Genomic DNA, 26,753 nt, shown 5'->3' on the forward strand with positions numbered 1-26,753 from the left:
GACAAAACTAAGCATGTACGAGCTCGGGTGTCTGCAGATGAAGAGGCGGCGGCACTAACCAGCCTTTCTCTTTGCTGATCCGCAACAACCGTTGACCGAATTGAACCTTTGCCGAATGGAATTGCGAATACATCATGGCAATGTCTTCCCGAATGCATTGCCCGATGATCTGGCTGCACGCAACCAGTCCAGCGGCAAGATCATGTCCGACACCTGCAGCAATTTCAGGATCGTTAAAACGTGCACCCGCCGGAATACTTTCCAGTGATGCGACTGGACGCTCGGCTGGGGTAGGCGGAGGTGCAACTCCATTTGCTTTCAGCAGGTTTTCGACCTGCTGGATTTCTTGCTGCATCGCCCGTGTGAGATCTTCAAGAAAACCTTTTAGATCTTTGTCACCGGTGTGATTGATAAACGTTTGATACGTCACCAATAGGCCTTTTGAAGCCGAAAGATAACTCCATACTCCAAACACTTCACCATAGTGCATCGGTTCATCTTGTGGATTGCCACTCAGGATTCCCATTAATGCCCTCCCGGAATTCATTAAAGTTTTCAAGTCCATGTAGGGTCTCCTTGCTGGTTCTTTTAACCCGATGTTAGGGTGTGCCTAGGGACGAAGAGTTATGAAGGTAATTTTACACAATAGACCAGATGGCATAACAGGTTCGTTGTATATTTTGAGGGGACACAGTTCCGCCTATCGGGAGATTGTAAAAACCATTGACCTTCGGATTGTTCTTGACAAAAAATATTTTTTATGTTATTGTAAAATATTTGACTTGTTTACAAAAAGATTAAAACCTTACATAATGTTCTTGGAGAAACATCTATCAAGAATATTTAGAAAGGTTGTACATTAGATGGATACTTTGCCTTGTCAAGGTTGCAAAGGTTTATGCTGCGGCCCTGTTCCCGTAACGGAGAGAGAATTGAAAAAAATTCAGAAGAAGGTTGCATCCATGCCGCGCAAGATCCGCGAAGAGCTAGAAAATCAGCCGAGATTTTTCGGAACGTGCATTTTCTACGACCTGGATAAAGACCAATGTGGAATTCATGCTGTTCGGCCTGAAATTTGCCGTATGTTTGGCTTTCACAAAGACCTGGTCTGTTTCCGCAAGCCGGAGCTGGCTACAAAAGAAAAGGCAACGCTGAAGGAAGCTCCTGTAGGGTACCTGAGTATTGATATTACCTGGAAGAGCTTCCAATAAAACGCCAAAGAAAAGGGCATGCCCTCCGCATAAAATATCCGATTTACGACCAATACCTGTCTCCGAAAATCCGAGTACGCCCCTTTATTCAGGGGAATAGCTCTCGGAGGTGCCCAATAGCCCTTCGAGCTGGTCAACTGCCGATTTTAAATCAGGCCTTGACGCTCTGTTCGTCTCCGCCAATGTCTTAAGCTCACGATATCCTTCCGACAATCGAAAGAGGGGCTCGTTCGGGTTGTAGGTCCGCTGCGAAGCAGGTTCAGTCACGACGTGATTTGTCTGCATAAAAAACGATTGCGAGGAGACCGTCTCTACATTCCTGCTCACTTCCTGCAACAGCTCCTGCAGATGGGAAGGGATAATGTCGTTGTGCTTTTGAATATTTTTGATAATACTTGCTACATAATCTTTCTTTGTCATGGATCGGCAGCTCCCTTTCTCTTCGACTTTGCATTCATGCTTAATTTGTCCGGACGGCTTGCATTACATTCCTTTCGTTCGGAGCCAAACAGGAAGAGTATCGGGAGGAACAGCCAGCCCCGAAAAGGAGAACAGTACGTGAAAGAATCAGATTTATACGATCCAATCAAGCAATGGATGGAAGAGCGGGGATTTACGGTTTTTCCGGAGGTGGAATGCCGCCGGGCCGGTGGACGAGCCGATATCGTCGTGACCAGCGGCCCGCTCGTCGGCGTTGTGGAAATGAAGCAATCCCTTTCGCTGGATTTACTTGATCAGGCACTTCGCTGGCGCGGGTTTGCCAACTACATTTGGATCGCCATTCCATACCGGAAAAATGGCTACAGGCAGTTTGTAAACATGGTGCTGCGGGATTACGGGATCGGGGTCCTCTTTGTCAGCAAGCATGGAACTGTATGGACGGAGGGGAAGGCTCGGTTCATGCGTCGGACGGTCCCTCATTTGCAACAGTCCCTGACCGAACATCACCAGACTTCCGGGATAAAAGGCGGCCACAGCGGAGGCGGATACATCACTCCGTACCGGATCACCATCAACAAGGTCAAACACTTCTTGAAAAGGGCAGGAGACTGGTGCAGCATCAAGGAAATCCTGGACCATTGCGAAACGCATTATGCCAGTCCGCGTGCATCACTGGCGAAAGCGCTTCTGGAATATGAAGCGGGGTGGTGCGAGAGAAAGAAGGAGGCTGGAAAGCTGTATTTCCGTTTCCGGGACGTGGAGACAGCCCTTCCGGGAGGGACAAATCAAAAAGCAAACGGAGCTGTACCAAAAAAACATGCCGCAAAACATGCCGTAACGCTCTCTGAAAAGCAACTCAGCGTTTTGCTTGTTTTGACCAAAGATTGGCAGACCCCGACCAGGATTGCTAGGAAACTGCCGGGACTGCATCCCCATATCGTCGAAACGAAAGGCTCCCTTTACGTCAACCAACCGCTCAAGGCCTTGATTGCAAAAGGCTTGGCCGAGAAGCATCCGGAGCGCAAAGGACAGTATCGGCTAACCCCGACGGGTGAAGAGGCACGAGAGGATTTTGAGATGGAATAAGGAATACAATGTAAACAACTGCCCCCTCCAAAAAACACTGGATGGTTCAGAAGGGGGCAGCCCATCTATCACCGCGATCAATCTTTTCCTTCCCGAAAAACGATTTCTCTTATTTTCTCATCCAGCATGTGAAATGCTTTACGAAGCGCTGTTTTCGGGACTTGCGCGTACTGATCGCCGATTGACACTTCAAAAGAGCACAATCTCTCGTCGACTTTCTTTAGATGTGTAGTGAGCCCAACCCCTGTTTCCTCATAAATGGAAAGCAATACGGCCTCAAGCTGCTCTTTTGGCAAACGAACATGAACATGAAACATATTCGATACGGGAACGAGCGGCCTTGTTTCGACGGCGTGGCACTGATTGTAGAGCGAAGCGAGCTCTTTCGCTTCCTCGAAATACTGCTGGAAGCTATGCAATCGTTGATCGAAATAATAATCGGCACTGACGATATAAGGGTAAAGGCTGATTAAATCGCCGCCGTGGCGTCTCTTCCACACCTTTGCTTCCTTTGTAAAATCCTCTTCGCCTGCAAGAATGGCTCCTGCAATTCCCCCAATTCCTTTGTAAAAAGAAACATACACACTGTCAAAAAGCCGGCAAAGGTCAGCGGCCGATTTTTGGTAATAAGGCAGTATTTCAAAAAGGCGAGCGCCATCCAGATGCAGCTTGATTCCATTTGCGCGGCAATAGGCGGAAATGGCTTCAAGCTCTGTATATTCAGGCAATTCCCCGCCAATTTCACGCTGAGGCAGCTCAAGCAGCAAGCACGCGATATTCTCCTGCATCGTTAGAACATCTTCCAATCGAATCAATCTGTTCTCATCCGCAAGCAGGACTGGTTCGATCTGGTGCAACTTTTTCAACCCGTCTTCTTCATGAATTTCCAGATGGCATAAGGGATGATAGGCCACCTTATTCAGCCCTTTTTGCTCACACCAGATTCGCATGGCAATTTGCTGGGCCATGGTACCGCTCGGAAAAAATACGGCGGATTCTTTGCCTAAGTAGTCTGCCAGTTTCTTTTGAAAGTTTTCGATCACCGCGCCTGTACCATACGCATCGCTTTCTATATCCCCGTCCATTTCATTCAAGACAGTTTTCAGCACATGAAGATTTCTTTTTCCATGCCCAACCAGTGGATAAGCGGTCTGTTTATAGGCCGTCAGCAATTGGTTGTGCGGGTTCATATTTGCACCACTCCTTTTTACGGGAATCGCTTTATGGAAAAAATTATACATGAGGGATATCCAAAGGAATAACTTTTTGTCTGCTTGTTGCCAGATAGGGTTTCATTCCAGACGAGGAAAACGGGCTTTAACTCGAATGAAAGTGTGGGGCTGTCGTTCCCGCATCGACGATCATGCTGGGAACAGCGGAGAGGGTGAAAAGAATCTCGTGCAAATCGTTAAAGTGTAGTATTCTTAGTGTAATACTAAACATTAAAATCCGCTCCCACACAGGAGGTCTTCATGAACGTTTACCAACACATAACAGACTGTATCGGCAATACTCCAATGGTTCGCCTTAACCGGATCGTGCCCGGGGGTGCGGCAGATGTTTTTGTCAAATTGGAAATGTACAACCCTTCCCGCAGTGTGAAGGACCGGGCTGCCTACAACATGATCGCCACCGCCGAGGCAGAGGGGCTGATCAAGCCGGGAGACACGATCATTGAGCCGACGAGCGGCAACACGGGCATCGGACTGGCCATGAACGCGGCAGCGAAAGGGTACAAAGCGATCCTCGTCATGCCCGACAATATGTCCAAAGAGCGGATCAATCTGCTCAAGGCATACGGAGCAGAAGTCGTGCTCACGCCGAGCGAGCAGCGGATGCCGGGGGCGATCGCCAAAGCGTTGGAGCTGCAAAAAGAGATTCCCGGAAGCTTCATTCCCCATCAATTTGAAAACAAAGCGAACCCCGATATCCATCGTGTGACCACAGCCCGCGAGATTTACGAGCAGATGGAAGGACGGCTGGATGCCTTCATCGCCACAGCGGGAACAGGGGGCACGATCACGGGTACCGGGGAAGCGCTCAGAGAAAAGCTGCCACAGCTGTATATCGGGGTTGTGGAACCAAAAGGCTCGCCTGTCCTGTCCGGTGGAAAGCCGGGACCGCACAAGCTGGTGGGCACAAGCCCGGGCTTTGTGCCAAAAATCCTGAATACCGCGATCTACGACGAGATCATGCAGATCGCCGATGAAGACGCGCTGGAGAGCATGCGGGCGCTCGCCTCCAAAGAAGGCATCCTCGTGGGACCGTCTGCCGGAGCTGCCGTTTTTGCGGCGATCCGGGTGGCTGCTTGGCTCGGGGAGGGCAAACGTGTGGTTTGCATCGCACCGGATACGGGGGAACGCTATTTGAGCATGAATTTTTTCTAAAACGGAATCATCGCCGCTGGATGCTGTGTCGTTCAGCGGCTTTTCTGTGCTCACGGAGTTCGTTCGAGAAATCACTAGTCCAAGAGGAAAAGAGCCATTAGTCCAACATTTAGCTGACTATTGCAAAAATTGCACCAATCAATGGGGAAAGGAATCGTTCTTTACCGCAAGAAAACGGTTTCATATAATGAACTCGGGTTAGATCAATGTCGATCACAACGGGGGTGAAGAGAAAAAGAATGCTGCTGACATCGCGTTCCCAAGCACTTTTGAAGGTGATCCTGGACAGTTCCAACCCGCTGAAAATCCGCGAGGTTGCAAACGATTTTCAAGTGAGCGAGCGGACGATCAAATACGATCTGGAGAACATCAGGCAATGGCTGAAAGACCGCAACATTATTCTTCATTCCCAACCGAATAAAGGAATCTGGATCAGCGAAGCCGAGGAGGTCCTGCAAAAGCTGCGGCACAAGCTCAATGAGCACGGCAGCAAGGACGTCATCCTTCACCAAAAAGAGCGGGCCAAACATCTGGCGTTTATCCTGCTCCTGTCCGACGGCTACCAGCGTCTGAACGATTTGGCCGATCATGTGGGGGTGAGCCGCAATACCGTTATCGCCGATGTAAAAGAGACGGAGAAACTGCTCGACGGATTGCACCTGGAGCTGGTCTCCAAGCAGAGATACGGTATCCGGGTGGAAGGCAGCGAACGCCAGAAGCGCTATGCCCTCGAGTGTTTGACACATGATTTGCTGGATGGCAGCGTCATGTATCGTTTGGTCCAGGGGGTCCTGCCGGAGCATGGTCCCGGCACCGGAGCAGGGCCGCTTTTGGAAAGGTGGCTCATCAGTCCGCCGGAGCTGGATGAAATCATCAGGTTAACCAAGGGATTCGTGGCGAAGCTGGACAAAAGCCTGCCGGATCGGACGCTGATCAGTATCATGATCCGATTGTGTATGGTCGTCAACCGCGTCAAGAGAGGGCAAATCGTCTCGATGGACGAGGCAGATATGGCGGAAGCGGCTGGGTGGGGCAGTTATTCTCTGTACGCGCGGGCAGTGCGGGAGATGTGCGCGCGTTTGGGTATGGAAATGCCCGAGCATGAAATTGCCTATTCCTCTCTGCCGCTGCTCGAAGCGGAACAGGTGCACCTGAAGCGACGGACCAGCAGGCAGCCGTTGGACGTTTATGTGGCGACCCGGGAGCTGATCAAAAAGGTAGGGGAGATGGTACGAACGCCGCTGTGGGATGATCCGGAGCTCAGTGAACACCTTTTCGCCCATGTAAATGACCGCATGACCCGGTATATGCAAGGCGTCCTCTATCCCAATCCGTTGACCGAGGAGATTCGCCGTTCCTACGCGCGCATGTTTGATGCGGTAAAACGATCGTGTGAAGAAGTATTCTGGCCCTACGGGATTTATTTGATGGATGCGGACATCGCCTACCTCGTTCTGCATTTCCAGGCCGGCTACGACCGCTGGCAAGACAAGAAAAAAGCATGTGCGCTTGTCGTCTGCGGTACGGGGCGAGGGACGTCCCGGTTCCTGAAGACCCATCTGGAGAGCGAAGTGCGTTCCCTGAGGGTCGTCGGCCTTTGTTCCACCATGGAGGTAGAAAAGTATTTGGCTACTCGCAAAGTAGACGTGATCATCAGTGTGCTGCCAGTGAAAACGGAGGTGCCTGTGGTCATCGTGAATCCGCTGCCGACCCGTCAGGACATCAGCCGCATCCATGCCTGTCTGGAAGCGCTCGAGCTGGAGCCGGAAACAGACGGAGTGAGGAAAAGCTCAGCGAAGTCACCACATACCTGGATGCCGATAGAGACAACGGAGATAAGTCCGCGGGATTTGCCATTGGTGGAGAGGCTTTCCCAGGATGTGATTGTAAAAGGATACGAGATCAGCTGCAAGCTGACGGAAGCCTTCCGCAGCCAACTGACGGAGCAGACGGCAAGCGGGCTTGTGCTCCATGTGCTGCTGATGGTAAACCGGCTGGCATTCGGTTCCTCCTATGACGAATGGGACGTACATGGCGGGGAAGAGAGCGCAGCGCATTCCGCTTGGCGCAGTCGCATCAACCAAATTATGCAGGAAGCGGGAATCATTGTTCCGCAAAGTGAAGTAACGGCCATCCTGCGTTATCTTGCGAAAAAGGAGGGGGGAGACGATGAGTGCTGATTTGCTGATTCGGAACGGGTGGGTGATCGATCCTTCCCAGAAGCTGAATGGATTATATGATATCGTCATTTCAGATGGACGCATCCTCGACGTCGAGAGGGCCGATGAGGGGCAGGCAAAAGAGCCTATTGGGGCGCGGGAAACGATAGATGCCGCCGGATGTTTTGTTACGCCGGGGCTGATCGACTTGCATGCTCATGTCATGCCTGAGAGCACGCAGCTGGGGGTTAGGGCTGATTCCGTTGGCATTGAGCAGGGAGTGACCACACTGGTCGACGCGGGCAGCGCCGGGGCATGGACATTCGACGCTTTCCTGAAGGAGGCGGTGGAGCCATCTGTCACACGTGTTTTGGCGTTTCTCAATATTTCAGGCGACGGCTTGTGCAAAGGCGGAGCCGAACTGTCCGACATGTCCAGACTGGCAGTGAAGGACGCGGTAACGCTCATTTCCGAGCAGCCGTCAATCCGCGGGATCAAGGCGAGGATGAGCGCGTCTGTGGTCAAAGCGAACGGCCTCGCTCCCTTGGTGGTGGCAAAGCAGGCTGCCCGAGAGGCCGGGGTGCCGCTGATGGTCCACATCGGCAATGCTCCGCCAGCCCTTTCCGATGTGCTCGGCCTGCTCGACAAGGGGGACGTGGTAACGCACGCGTTCCATGGAAAAAAAGGAGGCATCCTGGATGAACAGGGACAGCTTATCCCGGAAGCAGAGTCCGCTCTCGCCAGAGGAGTGCTGTTTGATGTCGGGCACGGCGAAGCCAGCTTCAGCTTTCGCACCATGCAGCAGGCAAAAGCGCTGGGAATCGCCCCTTACTCCATCAGCACGGACGTCCATGTGCGCAATCTGAACGGTCCTGTCCACAGCCTGACGCATACGATGAGCAAATTTCTCGCCCTGGGCTACACCTTGTATGACATAGTAGCGGCTTGCACTGCCGCCCCGGCCAAGGTTCTGGGGCTTGAGCGGGAGATCGGGACGCTAGCGCCTGGAGCCCATGCGGATGTCACAATCTTGAAAAAGGAACAGGTGCCCGCCGCTTTGACCGATTCGGAACAGGAAACGATTTTTGCCAAAGAAACCGTGTTTGCCCAACAGGTCATTTCATCAGGAAAGGTTTTGACATGCACATGATTGAGGAGATTGTGAGAGAAGTAGCAGGACCAGCAGATGAAAATATGTCGGAATATTCAGAATGCAAACGACTCATGCGAATGATTGAGTCGGAAATGCGGGAGAAAAAAATCGATATACCGCGTGATCGATGGCTGGCCATTTGCGCCCATCTGCTCGCTTTCGTCCGCCGGATGGCAAGCGGTGAAAAGCTGCCGCAGGTCGAAGCGGAATTGTTCGAGGAGATTCACCCAGAAATGTTGTCGCTGTCTAGCCGCGTCCTGTTTGGCGAGGAAACGTGCTCGCAGGAAGACGGAACGGAAGTGTTTCTGCTCGCTGTCCATTTTGAGGCGATACGAGCAAACCAGGGGAAATGAACACAAACCTGCAAACCATTGCACAAAGGGAGGCTGAAAGGATGACAAAAGTAAAGATCGTCATCGGAGATCGTTTGGGAAAGGGACAGAACATCGCCAAAGGTGTGGAGGCTGCCGGAGGGATCCCGATTGTTATTTCTGGGGTAGGGGCTGACATGAAAGTAGGAGATGTCATGATGCAGGAAGGGGCCGATCTCGGCTTGTCGTTTTGCGGCAGCGGAGGAGCAGGCGCTTTGACGGCCAAGACAAAGTACGGCTATCCCGTCGAATATGGCCTGCGCTCTGTGGACGCGGGAATTACAGCCCTGCGCAGCGGCAAGAAAGTAATCGGTTTTGGCTTTATGGATACAGAGGAACTCGGCAGAAGAATGACCGAAGAATGCATAAAGCTGAGGGGGAGGTAAGCCATGTACAGAGAGAGGATCGAGAGCTTGCGGCTGACGGGCAGCGGGGATACGAAGGAAGGAGCATTTAACAAGATCTTCGGACAGATCAAGCACGTCGTGGCCAGACAGACAAGTGATCTCGTCGTTCGTATCGAGCCGGTCCGCATCGAGGTCGTATCAGCAACAGAGAGCATGTACAAAGAGCGTCTGTTCGGCCTGTTTTTCCCGCGCACGCGAACGAGGTACGACATCACCGTAGATATCCAGGTGCGGCTGGGTGTGGTGGACGTGGCAAGCATTCCGTTTCAAACGCAGACAGAACAGACAGCAAGGCTGGGACAGGTGGCAAGTCAGCGATAGATAGTAAAGGGGGGAAGGTTCATGGTAACGATCATCATCGTTTTGAAGTCGATTGTCATTGGCGCATTGGTCGGCTTCGGCGTGGGGGCGGGTGCCGCTCGCATGTTTCACGCGCCGAACGTCCAGGGGATGGGGGCATTTCGCACGTTCGGAGAACTGAATGCTTGCGCCGGAGATCCGATTTCCCATTTTTCGTTCGGACTTGGCTTCTTGTTCAACTCATGGGCTTCCGTGGTCGGGGCGGGAGCTCTGACGCAGGACGTCGATCACCGGGTCATCCCGAACTGGGCGGCTGCGATCCTTCTTTGGAAAAACAAAAACGTCGAGGAAACGCTGCACAATCCGAAGCGGATGGCGTTCGCCGGAGCACTCGTCGGTGTCGTCGTTGTGACGCTGCTCAACTCGACGGCAACCGCCATTCCCCAATCGATGCAGCTGGTGGCGACAAAAGTGCTGGTCCCTGCCGCCAACTGGCTGATCAACCCGATCATGCCGATTGTTTTCTGGATGGCGGCCTTGGATGCGGGGAAGCGCACAGGAATCTGGGGCACCGTATTGGGCGGGATGTCCCACCTGGTCATGGGCAACGCCGTGCCTGGCATCGTGCTCGGTATCCTGATCGGAAAAGGGCTGGACGACAGCGGCTGGAACCGAATTACAAAAACGATGGTCGTGGCTGTCGCACTCTTGTTTGTTCTGAGCGGCTTCTTCCGTGCCTTTGATGTCGCTTTGTTGAAGAGTCTGCAAGTAGAAATTCCGCAATGGCTGGTTGAGCTTCACGAAACATTTGGATCGGCGGTGAAGAAATAATGAATGAGCTGCAAGCAAAAGGATTTTGGTATTCGGAATGGGCGTTTGCCCTCTTTGTCGCGTGCCTCTCGTCGGGAATCTTTGCCGGTACTCATCTGTATTACGTCTATCACGTAGGTGCTTTTAACGACATCGCGATTGTCGCCATGCTCGAGGCGGGTATCAAGGGAGGCGGATACGGAGCTGCGGCCGCGTTTGGCGCAAGCTTTCTGTTTGCCCGGATTTTGGAGGGGCCGCTGGTCGGCATCCTCGACATCGGCGGTTCTCTGCAAACAGGTATCGGAATCGGCGTTCCGGCTCTGATGCTGGGTGCCGGGTTTACTGCGCCACTGATTTCCTTTCCCTTGGCTTTGACGACGGGGGCGGTATTGGGTTTGGCGATTGGAGCGGTAATTATTTTGATTCGCAAATTTACGATCAATTCGGTCAACTCTACCTTTGGAGCCGATGTCATGATGGGTGCAGGGAATGCCGCAGGACGCTATCTCGGTCCGCTCATCGTCATTTCCGCCATCATGGCCTCCATTCCGGTTGGAATCGGTGCAACGGCAGGAGCGGCCATCTTTTACTACTTCAATAAGCCGATCGCCGGAGGAGCGATCATCGGAGCGATGGTTCTCGGCGCGATTTTCCCCATTCCTACCCAGTAAACAGGGGGTCGGAAACAGAATCAGGAAGGACGGGATATGAGATATGGGCATCTATCAGCAGCTAGGGCTGAAGCAAGTCATCAATGCAAGCGGAAAAATGACGGCGCTAGGCGGAAGCGCCGTCCATCCGGAGGTAGCCCGGGCCATGGGTGAGGCGGCGATGGATTACGTAGAGATCAGCGAACTGATCGAAAAAGCGGGAAAGCTGATCGCGGAGGCTACCGGCGGCGAGGACGGCTGTCCGACGGCGGGAGCGGGAGCGGGGATCGCGATCAGCGTGGCGGCTGTCATCGCCGGTACCGATCTGCGTCTGATCGAACGTTTGCCAGACTCGGCAGGACTGAAAAACAAAATCATTTTGCAAAAAGGACACGCGGTGCATTTTGGAGCGTCGCTGCGGCAGATGGTTGCCCTCGGAGGGGGGCAGGCCATCGAAGCGGGTCATGCGAATCACGTGGAGGAAGCGCATTTGCGTGCGGAGATAGACGAGCAGACAGCGGCGCTTTTGTTCGTGCAATCCCATCATGCGGTGCAAAAAGGCATGCAGTCGCTTGAGACGATGATACAGCTCGGACGCGATCACAAGGTCCCGGTGATTGTCGATGCCGCTGCGGAAGAGGAATTGCGCCGCTATGTGGCGATGGGGGCCGATCTGGTCATATACAGTGGGGGGAAAGCAATTGGCGGACCGACATCGGGCTTTATCACCGGCCGCAAAGACCTGATCGAAGCGTGCCGGGCCCAGTATAAAGGCGTGGGGCGCGCCATGAAAACGGGCAAGGAGGCGATCGTCGGACTGCTCTCCGCGCTTGCCAGGTACAGTCAGGCAGCAGGCCATGGCGGAGAATGGCGTGATCGGGCGGAACGGCTCGCCCAGGAATTGAACCAGTTGCCCGGACTCTCAGCCAGCGTGGTCAAGGACGAAGCTGGCCGGGACATCTACAGGACACAAGTACGGATCGATGAACGCGAGTCGGGATATTCGGCAAAGGAAGTGATCCGGCTCCTCGAAAAGGGTGATCCCGCCATTTTCACGCGAAACCATTACGCCAATACGGGAGTGATTTTCCTCGATCCCCGCCCGCTCCATGAAGGCCAGGAGAAGGTCATTGCCGCACGCTTCAAAGAGATATGGGACAACAGAAAGTGAGTGATAAGTCGTGACGATACATCCAGTCATCCGTTTAAACGTACTGGCCAGAGATGTAGACAATGCCAGACAGATCGTAGATGCGGCAGAGGGTCGCGTTTTGATCGGCATTATGGTCAAGGGTTACCCCTCCGTGGAGGCAGCTGCGGAAACGATCAGAGCATACCAGCAGGCAAGCATTCCCGTGTCTGTAGGACTTGGTGCAGGCGATCCAAGCCAGTGGAAAAAGGTCGCCGAGACCGCTGTGCTCACGAAGCCCGATCACGTCAATCAGGTTTTTCCTGCCGCCGGCTATACGTTGGGTGCCTTGCAGGCGGTTGACAGCCGGCACACGCTGGTCAATGCCCTGATAGCGCCGAGCGGCACGCCGGGAAAGGTCATTGTCGCAACTGGTCCGCTCAGCGGGCAGGCTCAAGACTTGGTATCCTGCGATGCCGCTGCCGCCATGCTTGCCGAGATCGGCGTTCATTCCGTCAAATTTTATCCGGTCGGCGGAACCGAAAAGCTGGACGAAGTCAAAATGATGGCAAAAGCAGCCGTCCGCTACGGCATCCCCGTATTCGAGCCGACGGGCGGAATCGATGAAAAATCCATCCGACCCATCGTGGAAACCTGCCTGGAGCAAGGCGTAAAAGAGGTCATCCCGCACGTCTATACGTCCATCGTGGACCGGGAGACGGGACTGACGCGGCTCGATCAGGTGGAAGATTTGCTCGCCGCCTTGCCTGCCGTATAGCTTTTCAACGAATTGAGATAGGAGTGAAGCGAGATGAGAGAGAAGCAAGTCGTTGTTCACCTTCCCCAGGGACTGCATGCCCGGCCGGCTACGCTGTTTGTAAAAACGGCCACCGCCTTTTCCAGTGAGATCGGTTTGGTCAAGGGGGACAAAAGCGCAAACGCCAAAAGCATCATTGGCGTGATGTCGCTTGCCGTGGCAAACGGGGAGACCGTGAAGCTTACCGCCGACGGTTCCGATGAGGAAGAAGCGTTGGATAAGCTGGCCGCCTTTCTGGAACAAGGAGCCGAGTAGTCATGGGAACCGTACGCGTACATGGGATAGGCGCATCCGCCGGAATCGCGATCGCCAGAGCACAGGTGTGGAAAAAGCAGGACCAAAAAATCAGTCAGGAAGTAAGATCGCCTGAAGAGGAGCTGGCTCGTTTCAAAACAGCAAGCGAGCTGGCATTGAGCGGACTGGCGACATTATATGAAGAGACCAGGTTGCGTTTGGGACAGAAGGAAGCCGATATTTTTCAGGCCCATATGATGCTGCTGCAAGACCCGGAGCTGATCGGTCAAATCGAGGTGCTGCTGGCAGCAGGAAACATAAACGCGGAAGCGGCTGTACAGCAAGCGACCGGCGAGCTGGCGACTTTATTTTCATCGCTGGAAGACGAGTACATGCGGGAGCGCGCGGCAGATATTCGGGATGTGGGCCAGCGTCTTCTGTCCTGTCTGCAAGAAGCTGTATGGGGAAATCTGCAAGGAACTGCACGGGAAGAGAAAGGAACTTCGCTTGATGCGGTCATCGTTGTCGCACATGACTTGTCTCCATCCGATACGGCCCAGCTTGATACCGGCCTGATCAAGGGTTTTGCCACACAAATCGGAGGCGGCACCTCGCATTCCGCGGTTATGGCCCGTGCTCTTGGGATTCCGGCAGTCGTCGGCCTCGGACAGGCTTTGGAGCAGGTGGAGGATGGGGACCTGATCGTGCTGGATGGGACAGCAGGACTGCTTTGTCTGCGACCGGACGAGGAGGAGCTTTCGTCCTACGAACAAAAGCGAGCCGACTGGTTACGAGAGAAAAAGAGGCAGGCACGCTGGGCAGAGCTACCCACGGTAACCCAGGATGGACATCGTGTCGAATTGGGAGCAAACATCGGCCATCCGGATGAATGTCGGGCTGTGCAGCAGGTTGGCGGAGAGGGGATCGGACTGTTTCGCTCCGAGTTTTTGTTCATGAACAGGGCAAGTATGCCGGATGAAGAAGAGCAGTTCCAGGCGTATCGGCAGGTCGCGCAAGACATGAATGGTAAGCCGGTCGTCATCCGGACGCTGGATATCGGCGGCGACAAAGAGCTGCCGTATATGAACCTGCAAAGCGAGCTGAACCCGTTTCTCGGCTATCGCGCGATCCGGTTGTGTCTCGATCGGGAGGAATTGTTTCTTACCCAGCTGCGGGCGATTCTCCGCGCTTCGCACTACGGCTCCGTCAAGCTGATGTACCCGATGATCGCTACGCTGGAAGAATGGCGGGCGGCGAACCGGTTGCTGGCGGAGGCAAAAGAAACGCTTGCCCGAGCGGGGATTCCGTTTGACCCTGCCATTGAGGTAGGCTTGATGATCGAAGTGCCGGCAGCGGCCCTGGCCAGCGAGCTGTTTGCCCGGGACGCCGACTTTTTGTCGATCGGGACCAACGATCTGATCCAGTATACCCTCGCCTGCGACCGGATGAACGAACAAGTATCCGGCTTGTATCAGCCGTTTCATCCAGCCATTCTGCGTCTGATCCGGCAGGTGATCGATGCCGCTCACCGATACGGCCGCCGTGTAAGCATGTGCGGTGAGATGGCTTCCGATCCCCTGGCTATCCCGCTGCTTCTGGGCATGGGTCTTGACGGGTTCAGCATGAGCGCATCGTCTGTGCTGGCTGCCCGTGAGCTGATCAATCATCTGTCCTTCGAAGAGATGAAGGAGCTCGCGGAAGCCGCCCTGAAGCTGGAGGGTCAGGAGCAAGTAAAGGCGCTGCTCCTGGAAAGAACGCGGGTGCAGATAAACGCTTGACTTCATTCCGTACAAATCCAGGCCTCCTTTATGCCCCATGGGCAAAAGGAGGTTTTCTGTGTTCCTAAGTAGAAGGGCGAAGGGGAGAGATGCTAATGAGCTGTAAGACTTGCAAAGAGTTGCCCACAAGGGAAGAAGCTGGACGCCGATGCCGAAAGCCCGTAGACTAAGGGCAAGAAAGCACAGACGAAGCGGAAAGTGGAGGAGCCGGGATGCAGAATCGTTTTGGCAAACAAGGAAAAGCGATCGTCATCGGTGCAGGGATCGGCGGCCTGTGTACAGCGATTGCCCTGGAGCAGATCGGCTGGGAGGCAGTCATCTATGAGCGTGCACGCGAATTGAAAGGGATCGGGGCCGGTATTGTTTTGGCCGCGAATGCGATGAAGGCGCTCGATAGGCTGGGAGCCGGAGAACGAGTCCGGGCATTGGGCGCCCCTGTCCGGACTGCGGAGATTCGCGACTGGACGGGTAGGCTGCTCGTCAGGCTGCCGGTGAGGGAGCAAGCGCAGAGATGCGGGGCGGACAGCTATATGATCCACCGCGCTGACCTCCAGCAGGCCTTGCTTGGGTGCATACGCAAGGAGTCGATCTGCCTGGGGCATTCGTTCAGCCGTTTTGAGACGGAAGAGAACGGGGTTCGGGCGTTTTTTGAAAACGGCGAGGCGGCTTGCGGCGATGTGCTGATCGGGGCGGACGGGATTCATTCGAACGTTCGAAAGCAGCTGTTTGGCGAAGAGCTGCTGCGATATTCCGGGTATACGGCTGTCCGGGGCATTGCTGTCTACAGGAATGAACGCTACCCCGTGGAGACGGGAGGCGGGTTTGAGGCGTGGGGAAAAGGGGTTCGGTTTGGTTTTTCGCACATTGGCCACGGGCGGATTCACTGGTTTGCGGCGATCAATGCGCCGGAGGGCGCGGAAAAGCGTTTTGCCGGAAACAAGGAAGACCTCCTGAAACGCTTTGAAGGCTGGTACGAACCAATACGCGAAGTGATCGCGGCCACAGATGTGTCTGCCATGCTATGGAACGACATCTATGACCGGAAGCCATTAAAGTCCTGGAGCGCGGGGAGGGTGACACTGGCCGGGGACGCGGCTCATCCGATGCTGCCGAATTTGGGACAGGGAGCTGGACAAGGGATGGAAGACGCGCTGGTGTTGGCCCGGTGCTTGTCTTTGTCCAAGTATCGGGAAAACGCCGCTAATTCTGCTGAAAACGCGGTAACTGCTTCAGGCATAGAGGCTGCATGCCAGCGATACGAGCTGCTGAGGCTCAAGCGCACCAAGGCGATTGTACGAGGCTCGCGCATGATGGGCAGGATTGTCCAGCTGGAAAATCCGTTGGCGCTCGCTGTTCGCAATCTTGCCATGAGGATGATTCCGGCTCGCCTGCAAAGCAAGCGGCTCGATTGGATCGTGGGGCATGAGGTATAACATTGCAAAAAAAGAGGCCCTGCATTCAATATTTCGCTAGGGCCTCCGATCAGCTTGACTTGCGTTTGGAGAACGTATTTCCGCTATTGATGCCGTTCCTGATAGTCGAGCAGAGCGGCGATGAATACTTGCCCGATGCGGACCATGGAGCGCTCGTCGACGTCAAATTTGGGGTGATGATGCGGATAGGTCGCCTGAATGTCCGGGTTTTGTCCGCCTACGTTGAAAAATGTACCGGGTCTTTCCTTGACGTAGTAGGCGAAGTCTTCGCCTCCCATGCCCGGCGGGACTTCCATGACTTCTTTGTCGCCCCAGATTTGTTTGGCGACATCAAATAGCGCTTGTGTCTCTTCGGGGTGGTTCCAGGTGGCCGGGTAGCCGCGCCGGTAGACGACCTCGCAGCTTGCGCCCGAAGCCTGGCAAGCGGCCTCCGCGATTTGGAAGATCGCTTTTTCGGCCATTTCCCGAACCTCTTCATTATATGTACGAACAGTTCCCTTCAGTTTTACGGAATCTGGAATGACGTTGAAAGCATCCCCGCCCTGGAAGGAACAGACGGACACGACGATTTGCTCCAGCGGATCTACTCGTCGGCTGGCTATGAGCTGCAGATTCATCACGATCTGGCTGCCGATGACGATCGGGTCGATGGCCTGATGGGGATGGGCAGCGTGACCGCCCTTGCCGGAGACGACAATCTCAAACTGATCGGATGCGGCGGAGACAAAACCGTTCCCGATCCCGACGACGCCGCAAGGAATGTCGGAAGCGACGTGGGCGCCATATACGACGTCCACCCCATCGAGACAGCCATCTGCCACCATGGCCTGCGCTCCCCCGGGAGGCAGCTCCTCTGCGAACTGGTGAATGAATACGACATTGCCCGGCAGCTTATCACGGACTTCACTCAATACCTGTGCGACACCGAGCAGGGCGGAGGTGTGAATGTCGTGGCCGCAGGCATGCATGACGCCAGGGACGCGGGATTTGTACGCAACCTCTTTTTCATCCTGGATCGGAAGGGCGTCAAAGTCGGCCCGCAAAGCAACCGTTTTCCCCGGTTTGCCGCCCCTGAGCAGCCCGACGACCCCCATGCCGCCAACGCCGGTACGTACCTCGATGCCGAGTGACGCCAGTCGATCTGCCACTTTTTTTGCCGTGTTTACTTCTTCATAAGAAAGCTCGGGGTACATGTGCAGGTCGCGCCGCAGGCTCACCATTTCCGGGTACAGCTCTTGAAGCCGGGCAAATAATTGTTCACGCATGCAATTCACTCCCATTCCATAGTTTTCAACGAACGCCGGGGCATGTAGAGATGAAGAAACACTTTTAGTATAGATAAATTTACCGAATTTTCGCAATATCACCTTGTAAAGCATATGATTGCAAAGGGTAGCTGCCAGAAAAAATCAAGACCATCGGCAGGATGAACCATGCGTCTGACGAATGGGTTATGTAGGGAGATGGACCTGGGTAAAGCATGACGGGCCGTTTCTATTCCAGATCCGCGATTTGCGAAAAGGAGTGTTCAGATGTTGTCCTCTCGTGAAGTGGTGTTGCAATTGACAGATCAATTGGTGAAGGTAGAGAGTGTGGTCAACACGCCGGGAGAGATCGATGTCGCCCGAGCCTTGTATGAGCTGTTATCCTCGTTGCCCTATTTTCAGGAACATCCGGACAGACTGCTCCTTTCACGTACCGTAGACGATGAGGTAGAGCGGTACAATGTGCTTGCCTTCGTAAAGGGAACCAAGGCTGCTGACAGTCGAACCGTCATTTTGATGGGACACACCGATACGGTCGGCATCGAAGATTTTGGCCATTTGAAAGACAAGGCTTGCCATCCGCAGGAACTTATGAAAGCGCTTCGACAGGAATCGCTGCCACCTCTGGTAAAAGAACAGTTGGAGTCGGGCGAGTGGCATTTCGGGCGCGGTGTGCTGGATATGAAAAGCGGGGTGGCCAGCCATGTATATTTGCTGAAATATTACGCCGAGCACCCCGACGAGCTGGCGGGCAACCTGGTGCTGCTGGCTGAATGCGATGAAGAAGACAGTTCGCATGGAGTACTGTCCGGCATCAAAGACTTGAAACGCTGGAAGGAAGAGCATGGCTTCGAATATATTGCGCTGATCAATTCGGATTTTGTGGCGCCGCTTTATGAGGGAGACGAAAACCGTTATGTTTACAAGGGGACGATTGGCAAACTCCTGCCTTCCTTTTTCATCACGGGAGCGGAGACGCATGTAGGCTCCTGCTTTGAAGGCCTGGACCCGAATTTTCTCGCCGCCGAGCTGACGCGGCAGATCAGCTACAATCCGGAGCTGTGCGACGAGGCGTTGGGTGAGATCCCGGTACCGCCGGTTTCGTTGAAGCAAATGGATTTGAAGCCGACCTATACGGTTCAAACCGCGCTGTCAGCCTATGTGTACTACAACTTTTTCACCGTTTCCTGGTCGCCGAAGGAAGTGCTGGACAAGTTGAAGGAGCAGGCGGAGATTGCCTTTGCCAATGCGCTCTGTGTTTTGGAAGACCGCTACCGCCGTTACCGCGAGCGCTGCAATGAAGCGTATCAGCCGCTGCCGTGGAAGCCCCGGGTCATGATCTACGAGGAGATGCACCGGCAGCTGCTGGAGGAGCATGGGGAAAGCTTCGCCCTTCATATGAAAGCCTTCAAAGAGGAGCTTATGCAAGACAAGACATTGGATACGAGAATGTTTGCCGCGAGAGTGGTAGAAGAAGAGTGGAGCTGGATGAGGGACAAAAGCCCGGCGATCATCCTGTTTTATTCCTCGCTGTATTCACCGCCGATCGATTTGAGCGGCAAAGACGAACGGGAGAGGCAGCTGCTGCGTGCATTGGAGGAGGCAGTCGAAGCCGTTCAACCGAACTATGCCCATCCGATCGTAGCAAAAAATTTCTTTCCTTATATTTGCGACATGAGCATGGTTTGCTTGCGTGATGACGAAGCAGGGATTCGCGCCGTAAGCGACAACAACCCGGGTTGGGGGACCAAGCACTATGTGAATTACGAAGACATCCGCGACCTCAATGTTCCTGCCATTAATATCGGCCCTTATGGGTATGACGCGCACAAAAAATACGAGCGGATGGAAATCGCGTTCTCGACTGAAATCGTTCCGCAGCTAACCGATCTGGTCATCCGCAAGCTGATCGGAAACGAAGTAAATATAGACACGTCCCTGCAGGTGTACTAGAATGAACGTGACCGAGACTGGAGACAAATGGCTGTAAGATAAGGGGATGCCATAGGGTCCGCAATGGGGTAGAGAACATGTTTGTAACCATATATAAAAAACCCCGTGTCATGCTGGTGTTATGGATAGCCGCGATTATACTGCTCGTGCTGACAGCCGTTAATGTGGCCGTTTCCTATCGAAACACGATGAAATCCGTGCACATCTCCCTCGCATCCAAAAGCATGCAGGAAGCAGCATATATTGCCGGGAAACTGGACGTATCGGCCTACAGGACGCTGTTGCGAGCGCCTGCAAGCAATCAAGCCGCCTTTGCCAGAATTCAGGAGCAGCTGCAAGCCGCTCGTGAGATGGCAGGTGCTTTGTACGTCTATACGATGCAAATCGATGATCGCCAAAAAATTGCCAAAACCGTTGTAACCGCCCACCCGCCCGATTCGCCGCTTTCGTTTCCGCCTGGACAAATTTGCAACGTGACGGAACAGCAAATCGGGCAGGTGAAACAGGGCTACAGCTACTATTCCGATGTCATCAAAGACCCGATTTATGGGGAGTACGTGTCGGCAGGGGCACCCATCTACGACGAAGCCGGACATGTGATCGGCATTCTCGGTGTGGATGTCAGCGCGGACAATATGTACAGCATCGGCCGGGAAGTGTTGCGCAGCAGCACATACACTTTTGTCTTTCATGCATTGTTTGTCGCGCTGCTGGCGGCAATTTTCCTCTTGCTGCAAAAATGGTACCGTCGCGAGCTGAAAGCGGCCGTCGGGGATACGGAGAGAACGTATCAGGACGAGATCCGTTCCGTGATTGCCTCGATGCGTTCGATCCGCCACGACTTTGTCAATCACATGCAGGTTCTGTACGGCTTGATCGAATGCAGGTATTACGACAAGGCGCATGAGTACATCAGGACCCTGATTCGGGAGGCCAAAGTACTCGATCTGTCCGTACGGATACAAAATCCGGCGTTGATGGTCTTGCTGCATACCAAATGGGAAAAGGCACGGACACGTCAAATTTTGATGCAATTGGAGGTCAGCCAGCACCCATTTGACCAGATTCCTTCCGTTGATCTGATCAAGATTTTGTCCAATTTGCTGGACAATGCAATTGAGGCGGCCGAGGAGGCGGAAGGAGAAAAGCGAATCCGGCTGTGCTGCCAGGAGGATGATTCGGCGTACCGGTTTACGGTGGAAAATACCGGCCCCGAAATCCCGCCCCGTCAACTGACGGCGATCTTCCAGGAGGGGGTCAGCACGAAACGGCGCGATGGCGAGCCGCCCAGAGGCATCGGTCTTTCGATCGTCCGGGAGGTCATAAGGAAGTACGCAGGAGAAATTGACGTCGAATCGGCGAACGGAGTCACGAGGTTTCAGGTTCGTTTGCCTGTGAAGAAGAGATGAATATTTCTAAGAAGCTGCCCCTTTTTAAGGGCAGCTTCTTTCGTCCCAATCACTCATCGCTGGACATAACGAAAAACTCCTTGCCGTAGCCGATCTTCTCCCAGAATTTTTGCGCTGAAGTGTTCTCCACATCGACAAGTACGGAAACGGCTGAGACCTCCTGGCGCTGAAACCAGTCATTCATTTCTGCCACAAGCGCTTTTGCCGTGTGCTGTCTGCGATATTCCGGCACAACGTATACTTCGTCGATTTGGCCGAGGAAGATGTCTTCGATCAAATCTTTTTTCAGAGAGGCAAGAGCATAGCCGATCAGTCTGGAAGCGCTGTCGAGCGCTACATACACCACGCCGAAACGGGATTGGGTGTATTGCACGAGCTGGTCATGGATACTCTCCTGTTCTTCGGCAGACAGTTCGCTTTCTGCTACTTCTTTGCAATTTTCATTCCACAGCTTGATGATGTCGGTAAAATGATCATGTGATGCTTGTTCGATACGGATAGTCATTTTCCATTCGTCTCCCTTCACAAATGAGCAATCAGACAGGAAGTGTTTTCGTTAAACAAAATCGGATCTTTTCCAGTGCCATGTCAACCTGGCCGATTTCTCCGGCGTTGAACTTGTCCAGCACATCGTCCACTTGATGACAGGCAAACGCTCTTTTTATCCTGAGCACATCCTGCAAGCAGTCCCGTTCCAGATCATGGAGCTGCCGGTTTTTGAAATATCCTGCGGCAAATGCGCCAAAGTACAGATCTCCCGTCTCTTCGGAGTCATCATCCTTCCGGTTCCCTTCGTAGGCCAAGAACGCTGCTTCACCGGCGAAGTGACAGAGAATACCATCGTTTCCTGCAAGGTGAAAGTCAATGATGCTGCACAGGCTGCCGTCATCATCCACGAGCAGGTTATTCAGAGAAAAATCCCCTTATACCGCTTCTGCGGGGAAATCTGGCCACAATATCTCCAGAAACGCCCGTTTTTTCTCGTATAACGCGTAAATCTCCTGCCACAAGCTTTGATTCGCTTCGCTGGCTTGCACGGCTTTTTGGAGGGTGCAGACGTCTTCAGCGAGATCGTCAGTTGGGCCGAACATGCTCCACGGGCTGAAAGAAGTAAACGGAATGGCGTCTTCTGCGGAGAGGCGATGCATGGCTCCCAGCCATTCCCCCGCTTGCCGGATCAGGCCTGGATCAAGGCAATCCGCTTCCTTCCCTGGCATGCATTGTTCGACGGTAGCAAAAGCTTATTGACCGTCAAAAGACGGCTATAGTCCTTTTTTGCTGCATGGCAAACTTGCTCCCTTTTTAATGGTATTCACCATATTTGGCAATTTTTTAATCTGCCATAAATCGATACGAATGACAGGATGGAAAGTTACATTTTTTGTAATGGTCTGGAATAAGAGGTCGGTCTGTCCGGCGCAGGAAGCTTTCTCGGCAGAAAAGATGCCAATAGGGGGCCAGCCGAACCGTCCAGATTCGGCTGGAAACGAGAAAAAGGCTTCGGGAGCGGGGCCATCGCTCGCAAAGCCTTTTTCTGGGCAGCCGGACGGGCCGGCTGTGGACGATCTGATTTGTTGATTGGCGATTCAGGCGTCGATAGTTGAAGCAGCGTCTGCAGTCGTCTTTTCGGAACCGGGACGGGTAATGGAAAAGACCGCACACCCCAGCGAAACCAGGACGAAGCAGGCGCCGACCCACGCGTTGTACTGAACCGAGGCTTTCTCGATCACGATGCCTCCGACAGCCGATCCAAGCGCGATCCCGACGTGCAGGACAGAGGTGTTCAACCCAAGCAGAATGTCGGCTGTCCGGGGAGAGGTCTGGATCAAGTAGTTCTGCTGGGCGGGTGAAATGGCCCAGCTCAGTGCGCTCCACACCACCATCACGATCAAAAATACGTAGAGCGATCCGGTGGTAAAGGGCAGGGATGCCATCACCAGCCCGAAGGCCGAAACGATGACGAGGATTGATTTGGGCGGCCCCCATTTATCGGAAATCCATCCGCCTACGCCCCCGCCCATGACTGCAGCGACGCCGAACAGCAGATAGACAAAACTGAGCCAGGCTCCTTCCAACTGCATCGTTTCCTGCAAAAAGGGAGTAAAGTACGCATACAGCGTCAAATGGCCGGTCAGCATCAGCATCGTAATCAACTGGGCGCTGACGATCTTCTCGCTTTTCAATGAAGCGAGCTGTTGCCGCAGCGGTATCGCCGGAGGCGTTTGAACATTGGTCAGCATAATGCTGAGGCAGAGCATCGCCACAAGGCTAAGTCCGGCGATGAGCCAAAACGGAGCACGCCAGCCAAATGCGTTGCCGAGTGTCATTCCCATCGGGACACCGAGCACCAAAGAGCCGCTGATCCCCATGAAGATGATGCCCAATGCCCGGCCCCGGTAGGCAGGCTCGACGATTTGCGTGGCGATTGAAATGGACAAGACGGTCAGCAGGGCCCCGCAGGAGGCGGAAAGAATCCGGGCGATGAGCAGGACCGAGTACACCGGACTGAGCGCGGCTAGCACATTGCTCAGAAAAAAGCCGAACAGGGCCAGCAAATAAAGGCGCTTGCGGGCAATTTTTCGAGTGACGTGCATTAGGATTGGCGCTGAAACGGCAAACGACAGGGAAAACACTGTAATCAACTGCCCGGCGGCGCTAAGCGGAATATTCAGGTCTGCGGTGATCAGATTCATCGTCCCGCCGATGATCAGCTCCACCGTCCCGACCACAAAGGTTGCAATAGCAAGAATAAAAACGCGAGGATTCACACAGAAGAGCTCCTTTCTGCACCTGAAAAAGGTTACCACCATGATGGTAACCTTTTTGGTCTGCGCATTCAAGAAAAAAATCATGGATGATGTTAGTAACGGAGCCGGATGAGCATGCGCCGTATCTCTTCGTCTCCAAAAAGCAGGTCGTAATGCTTTTGCGTAATGCGGGCCAATGCTACGTCATGGAAAAAGAAGTCGGCGAAGAATTTGACAAACGGCTGTGCTCTCGTCTGAATAGCTTGCCAGTTGCCGTCTTCTTCTCCGGCAAACATGATCTCCTCCTGATCCGCTACGATGAGCTGGAAGCGTTCCAATCCCTCGTGCTCCTCCGAAGGGATTAAGACGTGGACCCGTTTGAGGTTTGTCTGTATCTCTCCGACCACCAGCGCTTCCACTTCTACGCCTTCCCGTTCCTTTTCCTCGAGGAGAGGGATAAATCCGGCAAAATCGTCATTCCAGGCGGAGATGCGGATGGACTTGACGGCTCGCTGAATCAAGTGCTTGCTTTCAGCGCGTATGGAGGAGTCGACCTTGAGGTTCCAAATCCGGTCATCCCGTACCTGCTTGCTGGCCAAAGAGGTTTTGAGCCGCTCCACGTCGTGCTGAAATTGACTGGTCAGCTTGTCGATCAGGCTGTTTAGCGGCAGAGCGGTATACCATTTCTTTTTATCCGACACAGAATCGAGGACCAGGCCCTTGTCTACCAGACGGGTCAGCACTTCGTAAATTTTCGCTTTGGGAACGCCGGAATGCTTGACGATCATTGTGGCATCCATGGGAGACTCGCTTGCCGCGAGCGTCTCATATACTTTGCTTTCGTAATGGGAAAATCCGAATGTTTCCAACATGACAATGCCCTCCAACCGGTTTGATCCGTGCATAGAAGATATGCCTTCTATTATACACACTTTTTTCCGCAAGTCCGGTAATGTCACGAGGAGGGGGGAGCATCCGCTCCGCAAGTGCGCTCGTCCCGCAAAACGAATCCCGCAGAAATAGGAAAACCCCCTCATTATGAGGGGGGAATTTTTGGGGTGCGAGCATATTTACTGTGACAGCTTCGACTCCAGAGGCCCATTCAAAAAGCGCTTCGTCTCGGCAACGACCACACCGGAGAGTCCGATCAGGCCGATCAGGTTGGGCACTGCCATCAAGCCGTTCATGATGTCGGAGAGCGTCCAGACCAGATCGAGCTTCATCGTTGCTCCGACAGCGACCATGACTACCCAGACGAATCGGTAGTATTTGGCAGAGCCTTTGCCGAACAAATATTCAAAGCATTTCTCGCCGTAATACGCCCACCCGAGGATGGTGGAGTAGGCAAACAGGATGATCGCAACGGCCAGCACGTAGCTGCCGGCTTGACCGAAGACGCTTTGGAAGGCGTAGGTAGTCGCTTCCACGCCAGACATACCGGTGGACCAGGCTCCCGTAGTGACCAAAGCAAGCCCTGTGATCGTACAGACGAGAATCGTATCAATAAACGTCCCTGTCATGGAAACGAGCGCCTGCTTGGCCGGTTCGTCTGTTTTTGCCGCCGCGGCTGCGATCGGTGCGCTGCCCAGACCGGCCTCGTTGGAGAAGACACCCCGGGCAACCCCTTTTTGGATCGCCATGGCTACGGTCGCTCCCAAAAAGCCGCCTGCAGCCGAAGTGCCGTTAAACGCTCCGTGTACAATGTCTGCCAATGCCTGCGGTACTTGACCCGCATGAAAGAGCACGACAATGATTCCGGCAACGATATAGAAAAGGGCCATAAACGGCACCATGACGCCGGTGACCTGTCCGATCTTTTTTACGCCGCCGAGAATGACAAAGGCGGTAAAGGCAGCCAGTACAATCCCCGTTGCGACCGGAGGGATCGAGAAGTTCAACTGTACCGCTTCAGCGACGGAATGGGACTGGACCATGTTTCCGATCCCGAAGGAAGCCATTGTTCCAAACAAGGCGAACAAAACAGCGAGCCATTTTTGCTTCAACCCTTTCTCCAAATAGTACATCGGTCCGCCGGAAAAAGTGCCGTCAGCCTGCCGGATGCGGTACTTGACAGCGAGAATCGCTTCGGCGTATTTCGTCGCCATCCCGAACAGAGCTGTGATCCACATCCAGAACAGAGCACCCGGTCCGCCGACCGCGACAGCCGTGGCCACCCCGGCGATATTTCCCATCCCGATCGTTGCCGCAAGCGCGGTCATCAGCGCCTGAAAGTGGTTGATGTCCCCAGCCGCTGTTTGCTCCTGCTGCTTCCCAAAAGCGAGGCGCAGCGCATACCACAGCTTTCTGAACTGCAGCCCTCGAAGGCGGATCGTCAGCATTACCCCAGTGCCGACGAGCAGTATCAGCGTAGGCAGTCCCCACACAAATCCATTCACCATTTCCAACCATTGCATAAGCATGTCCATCTCGGTTTCCCCCTTGCTGTTTTTGAAGAGAAAAAGAAAAAACATTTCACCCGAAAATGAAATGTTCTCTGGAGACGGTCGCAGGACGTACAAAATTACGTAAATAAGAATACAAAAAACCGGCGGCAAACCGCATTTGTTGATGGGTGCAGAAAAGTTTAGCAACATGAAAAATGTTCAATCTTCTGCAACACATAAAAAACTTCGTCATACGAAGAACGAATATCTTCGAGAGAACTGACAGCAAAGCTTTTTATCGACAAATTACTAACCGTTTTTGTATAAGTCCAAGCGTCCACTCTGTCCTTTTACCTGAGAGATTATTCGCCGCGGCGAATTTGCTCCTTCGGTGCCCAATCCTCTTTTTGAAAAAAGAGGGAGTCTCTCCAGAGGCTCGTCCCCATGCAGTTTTACTAGTTTCCTAGACCTGAGAGTTTCGGGAAGGTTCCCTTGCCCCGTCGGTAGACATCTGTCTTCTCCTGAATGGTTCATCCGAACGATATGTGATTTATAAATCAATTATAAGGAGCGAAGCGAGCTTGTCAATGGATTGAAAAAAATTGATCGATCCCCCGCTTCTGGCAGTT

Annotated in this window: 27 protein-coding genes and 1 riboswitch; of the genes, 17 read left to right on the top strand and 10 right to left on the bottom strand. The window is 53.6% G+C overall.

Features of this window, described 5'->3' with window-relative positions:
* Positions 1-7: 7 nt before the first annotated feature.
* The gene (locus EDM54_RS09805) at positions 8-526 is read right to left on the bottom strand and encodes a DUF3231 family protein (RefSeq protein WP_003387727.1); all 519 of its coding nucleotides are present in this window, start codon (positions 524-526) and stop codon (positions 8-10) included.
* 337 nt (positions 527-863) lie between these two features.
* On the opposite strand from EDM54_RS09805, the gene EDM54_RS09810 reads away from it, so the two are divergent.
* Positions 864-1,211, top strand: a complete 348-nt coding sequence (locus EDM54_RS09810; RefSeq protein WP_031932331.1) for a YkgJ family cysteine cluster protein — start codon at positions 864-866, stop codon at positions 1,209-1,211.
* An 84-nt stretch (positions 1,212-1,295) separates the two neighbouring features.
* Here EDM54_RS09810 and EDM54_RS09815 read toward each other — a convergent pair whose 3' ends face one another.
* Entirely contained in the window at positions 1,296-1,631 is a 336-nt protein-coding gene (locus EDM54_RS09815; RefSeq protein ID WP_003387725.1) for a hypothetical protein, read from the bottom strand.
* 138 nt (positions 1,632-1,769) lie between these two features.
* On the opposite strand from EDM54_RS09815, the gene EDM54_RS09820 reads away from it, so the two are divergent.
* Positions 1,770-2,738 carry a hypothetical protein gene (locus EDM54_RS09820; RefSeq protein WP_122958135.1) on the top strand — a complete coding sequence of 323 codons (969 nt, stop codon included), beginning with the start codon at positions 1,770-1,772 and terminating at the stop codon, positions 2,736-2,738.
* 77 nt (positions 2,739-2,815) lie between these two features.
* Here the strand turns inward: EDM54_RS09820 and EDM54_RS09825 are convergent, their stop codons facing one another.
* Positions 2,816-3,928 (bottom strand): threonine aldolase family protein, encoded by a 1,113-nt coding sequence (locus tag EDM54_RS09825; protein ID WP_039069897.1) that lies wholly within the window; start codon positions 3,926-3,928, stop codon positions 2,816-2,818.
* A gap of 282 nt (positions 3,929-4,210) precedes the next feature.
* Here EDM54_RS09825 and cysK point away from each other — a divergent pair, with 282 nt between their 5' ends.
* The 13 genes from cysK (at position 4,211) to EDM54_RS09890 (ending at position 16,366) form a co-directional block, all read left to right on the top strand.
* Positions 4,211-5,125 carry a cysteine synthase A gene (gene cysK / locus EDM54_RS09830; protein ID WP_003387721.1) on the top strand — a complete coding sequence of 305 codons (915 nt, stop codon included), beginning with the start codon at positions 4,211-4,213 and terminating at the stop codon, positions 5,123-5,125.
* A gap of 239 nt (positions 5,126-5,364) precedes the next feature.
* On the top strand, positions 5,365-7,305 hold the full coding sequence (locus tag EDM54_RS09835) for a BglG family transcription antiterminator (protein WP_003387720.1): 1,941 nt from the start codon (positions 5,365-5,367) through the stop codon (positions 7,303-7,305).
* The gene (locus EDM54_RS09840; RefSeq protein ID WP_024983886.1) at positions 7,295-8,434 is read left to right on the top strand and encodes an amidohydrolase/deacetylase family metallohydrolase; all 1,140 of its coding nucleotides are present in this window, start codon (positions 7,295-7,297) and stop codon (positions 8,432-8,434) included. The genes EDM54_RS09835 and EDM54_RS09840 overlap by 11 nt, the downstream gene beginning before the upstream one ends.
* Positions 8,425-8,790 carry a hypothetical protein gene (locus tag EDM54_RS09845; protein ID WP_003387718.1) on the top strand — a complete coding sequence of 122 codons (366 nt, stop codon included), beginning with the start codon at positions 8,425-8,427 and terminating at the stop codon, positions 8,788-8,790. Before EDM54_RS09840 ends, EDM54_RS09845 begins: the two co-directional genes overlap by 10 nt.
* Before the next feature lie 41 nt (positions 8,791-8,831).
* Positions 8,832-9,194: an SFCGS family glycine-rich protein gene (locus EDM54_RS09850; protein WP_039069894.1), complete on the top strand. Its 363-nt coding sequence runs from the start codon at positions 8,832-8,834 to the stop codon at positions 9,192-9,194.
* Between the two features lie 3 nt (positions 9,195-9,197).
* Entirely contained in the window at positions 9,198-9,536 is a 339-nt protein-coding gene (locus tag EDM54_RS09855) for a DUF4312 family protein (protein WP_003387716.1), read from the top strand.
* A gap of 21 nt (positions 9,537-9,557) precedes the next feature.
* On the top strand, positions 9,558-10,346 hold the full coding sequence (locus EDM54_RS09860) for a DUF4311 domain-containing protein (RefSeq protein ID WP_003387715.1): 789 nt from the start codon (positions 9,558-9,560) through the stop codon (positions 10,344-10,346).
* A complete protein-coding gene (locus EDM54_RS09865) occupies positions 10,346-10,996 on the top strand; it encodes a DUF4310 family protein (RefSeq protein ID WP_122958136.1) in 651 nt (216 codons plus the stop codon). Before EDM54_RS09860 ends, EDM54_RS09865 begins: the two co-directional genes overlap by 1 nt.
* A 43-nt stretch (positions 10,997-11,039) precedes the next feature.
* A complete protein-coding gene (locus EDM54_RS09870; protein WP_122958137.1) occupies positions 11,040-12,146 on the top strand; it encodes a DgaE family pyridoxal phosphate-dependent ammonia lyase in 1,107 nt (368 codons plus the stop codon).
* Between the two features lie 10 nt (positions 12,147-12,156).
* Positions 12,157-12,882 (top strand): KDGP aldolase, encoded by a 726-nt coding sequence (locus EDM54_RS09875; protein WP_122958138.1) that lies wholly within the window; start codon positions 12,157-12,159, stop codon positions 12,880-12,882.
* Positions 12,883-12,915: 33 nt separating this feature from the next.
* Entirely contained in the window at positions 12,916-13,176 is a 261-nt protein-coding gene (locus EDM54_RS09880; protein WP_003387710.1) for an HPr family phosphocarrier protein, read from the top strand.
* Positions 13,177-13,178: 2 nt separating this feature from the next.
* Complete coding sequence (gene ptsP, locus EDM54_RS09885; RefSeq protein ID WP_122958139.1) at positions 13,179-14,933, top strand: phosphoenolpyruvate--protein phosphotransferase; 1,755 nt, start codon at positions 13,179-13,181, stop codon at positions 14,931-14,933.
* Positions 14,934-15,145: 212 nt separating this feature from the next.
* A complete protein-coding gene (locus EDM54_RS09890) occupies positions 15,146-16,366 on the top strand; it encodes an FAD-dependent monooxygenase (RefSeq protein ID WP_003387708.1) in 1,221 nt (406 codons plus the stop codon).
* A gap of 83 nt (positions 16,367-16,449) precedes the next feature.
* Here EDM54_RS09890 and EDM54_RS09895 read toward each other — a convergent pair whose 3' ends face one another.
* Positions 16,450-17,631 (bottom strand): M20 family metallopeptidase, encoded by a 1,182-nt coding sequence (locus EDM54_RS09895; protein WP_122958140.1) that lies wholly within the window; start codon positions 17,629-17,631, stop codon positions 16,450-16,452.
* A 267-nt stretch (positions 17,632-17,898) separates the two neighbouring features.
* Here EDM54_RS09895 and EDM54_RS09900 point away from each other — a divergent pair, with 267 nt between their 5' ends.
* Positions 17,899-19,584 (top strand): M20/M25/M40 family metallo-hydrolase, encoded by a 1,686-nt coding sequence (locus EDM54_RS09900; RefSeq protein ID WP_024983878.1) that lies wholly within the window; start codon positions 17,899-17,901, stop codon positions 19,582-19,584.
* Positions 19,585-19,661: 77 nt separating this feature from the next.
* Positions 19,662-20,993: a sensor histidine kinase gene (locus EDM54_RS09905; RefSeq protein ID WP_003387705.1), complete on the top strand. Its 1,332-nt coding sequence runs from the start codon at positions 19,662-19,664 to the stop codon at positions 20,991-20,993.
* Positions 20,994-21,042: 49 nt separating this feature from the next.
* Here EDM54_RS09905 and EDM54_RS09910 read toward each other — a convergent pair whose 3' ends face one another.
* The 6 genes from EDM54_RS09910 to EDM54_RS09940 form a co-directional block, all read right to left on the bottom strand.
* Positions 21,043-21,498: a GNAT family N-acetyltransferase gene (locus EDM54_RS09910; RefSeq protein WP_003387704.1), complete on the bottom strand. Its 456-nt coding sequence runs from the start codon at positions 21,496-21,498 to the stop codon at positions 21,043-21,045.
* A gap of 31 nt (positions 21,499-21,529) precedes the next feature.
* Positions 21,530-21,889 carry a hypothetical protein gene (locus EDM54_RS09915; protein WP_122958141.1) on the bottom strand — a complete coding sequence of 120 codons (360 nt, stop codon included), beginning with the start codon at positions 21,887-21,889 and terminating at the stop codon, positions 21,530-21,532.
* 27 nt (positions 21,890-21,916) lie between these two features.
* Positions 21,917-22,210 (bottom strand): hypothetical protein, encoded by a 294-nt coding sequence (locus EDM54_RS09920; protein WP_122958142.1) that lies wholly within the window; start codon positions 22,208-22,210, stop codon positions 21,917-21,919.
* Positions 22,211-22,579: 369 nt separating this feature from the next.
* Positions 22,580-23,761: an MFS transporter gene (locus EDM54_RS09930; protein WP_122958143.1), complete on the bottom strand. Its 1,182-nt coding sequence runs from the start codon at positions 23,759-23,761 to the stop codon at positions 22,580-22,582.
* A gap of 92 nt (positions 23,762-23,853) precedes the next feature.
* Positions 23,854-24,612 carry a TrmB family transcriptional regulator gene (locus EDM54_RS09935; protein ID WP_031932341.1) on the bottom strand — a complete coding sequence of 253 codons (759 nt, stop codon included), beginning with the start codon at positions 24,610-24,612 and terminating at the stop codon, positions 23,854-23,856.
* A gap of 198 nt (positions 24,613-24,810) precedes the next feature.
* Positions 24,811-26,166: an alanine/glycine:cation symporter family protein gene (locus EDM54_RS09940; protein ID WP_024984461.1), complete on the bottom strand. Its 1,356-nt coding sequence runs from the start codon at positions 26,164-26,166 to the stop codon at positions 24,811-24,813.
* A 290-nt stretch (positions 26,167-26,456) separates the two neighbouring features.
* Positions 26,457-26,566, bottom strand: a riboswitch (glycine riboswitch).
* Positions 26,567-26,753: the final 187 nt, after the last annotated feature.

This window comes from Brevibacillus borstelensis (genome assembly GCF_003710865.1).
Classification (GTDB): Bacteria; Bacillota; Bacilli; order Brevibacillales; family Brevibacillaceae; genus Brevibacillus; species Brevibacillus borstelensis.

Excerpts from the sequence above, each read along its gene's own strand:
- EDM54_RS09805 (WP_003387727.1), bottom strand. The coding sequence starts at position 526 with ATGGGAATCCTGAGTGGCAATCCACAAGATGAACCGATGCACTATGGT.
- EDM54_RS09810 (WP_031932331.1), top strand. The coding sequence starts at position 864 with ATGGATACTTTGCCTTGTCAAGGTTGCAAAGGTTTATGCTGCGGCCCT.
- EDM54_RS09815 (WP_003387725.1), bottom strand. The coding sequence starts at position 1,631 with ATGACAAAGAAAGATTATGTAGCAAGTATTATCAAAAATATTCAAAAG.
- EDM54_RS09825 (WP_039069897.1), bottom strand. The coding sequence starts at position 3,928 with ATGAACCCGCACAACCAATTGCTGACGGCCTATAAACAGACCGCTTAT.
- cysK (WP_003387721.1), top strand. The coding sequence starts at position 4,211 with ATGAACGTTTACCAACACATAACAGACTGTATCGGCAATACTCCAATG.
- EDM54_RS09835 (WP_003387720.1), top strand. The coding sequence starts at position 5,365 with ATGCTGCTGACATCGCGTTCCCAAGCACTTTTGAAGGTGATCCTGGAC.
- EDM54_RS09840 (WP_024983886.1), top strand. The coding sequence starts at position 7,295 with ATGAGTGCTGATTTGCTGATTCGGAACGGGTGGGTGATCGATCCTTCC.
- EDM54_RS09845 (WP_003387718.1), top strand. The coding sequence starts at position 8,425 with ATGCACATGATTGAGGAGATTGTGAGAGAAGTAGCAGGACCAGCAGAT.
- EDM54_RS09850 (WP_039069894.1), top strand. The coding sequence starts at position 8,832 with ATGACAAAAGTAAAGATCGTCATCGGAGATCGTTTGGGAAAGGGACAG.
- EDM54_RS09855 (WP_003387716.1), top strand. The coding sequence starts at position 9,198 with ATGTACAGAGAGAGGATCGAGAGCTTGCGGCTGACGGGCAGCGGGGAT.
- EDM54_RS09860 (WP_003387715.1), top strand. The coding sequence starts at position 9,558 with ATGGTAACGATCATCATCGTTTTGAAGTCGATTGTCATTGGCGCATTG.
- EDM54_RS09865 (WP_122958136.1), top strand. The coding sequence starts at position 10,346 with ATGAATGAGCTGCAAGCAAAAGGATTTTGGTATTCGGAATGGGCGTTT.
- EDM54_RS09870 (WP_122958137.1), top strand. The coding sequence starts at position 11,040 with ATGGGCATCTATCAGCAGCTAGGGCTGAAGCAAGTCATCAATGCAAGC.
- EDM54_RS09880 (WP_003387710.1), top strand. The coding sequence starts at position 12,916 with ATGAGAGAGAAGCAAGTCGTTGTTCACCTTCCCCAGGGACTGCATGCC.
- ptsP (WP_122958139.1), top strand. The coding sequence starts at position 13,179 with ATGGGAACCGTACGCGTACATGGGATAGGCGCATCCGCCGGAATCGCG.
- EDM54_RS09890 (WP_003387708.1), top strand. The coding sequence starts at position 15,146 with ATGCAGAATCGTTTTGGCAAACAAGGAAAAGCGATCGTCATCGGTGCA.
- EDM54_RS09895 (WP_122958140.1), bottom strand. The coding sequence starts at position 17,631 with ATGCGTGAACAATTATTTGCCCGGCTTCAAGAGCTGTACCCGGAAATG.
- EDM54_RS09900 (WP_024983878.1), top strand. The coding sequence starts at position 17,899 with ATGTTGTCCTCTCGTGAAGTGGTGTTGCAATTGACAGATCAATTGGTG.
- EDM54_RS09905 (WP_003387705.1), top strand. The coding sequence starts at position 19,662 with ATGTTTGTAACCATATATAAAAAACCCCGTGTCATGCTGGTGTTATGG.
- EDM54_RS09910 (WP_003387704.1), bottom strand. The coding sequence starts at position 21,498 with ATGACTATCCGTATCGAACAAGCATCACATGATCATTTTACCGACATC.
- EDM54_RS09920 (WP_122958142.1), bottom strand. The coding sequence starts at position 22,210 with ATGCCAGGGAAGGAAGCGGATTGCCTTGATCCAGGCCTGATCCGGCAA.
- EDM54_RS09935 (WP_031932341.1), bottom strand. The coding sequence starts at position 24,612 with ATGTTGGAAACATTCGGATTTTCCCATTACGAAAGCAAAGTATATGAG.
- EDM54_RS09940 (WP_024984461.1), bottom strand. The coding sequence starts at position 26,166 with ATGGACATGCTTATGCAATGGTTGGAAATGGTGAATGGATTTGTGTGG.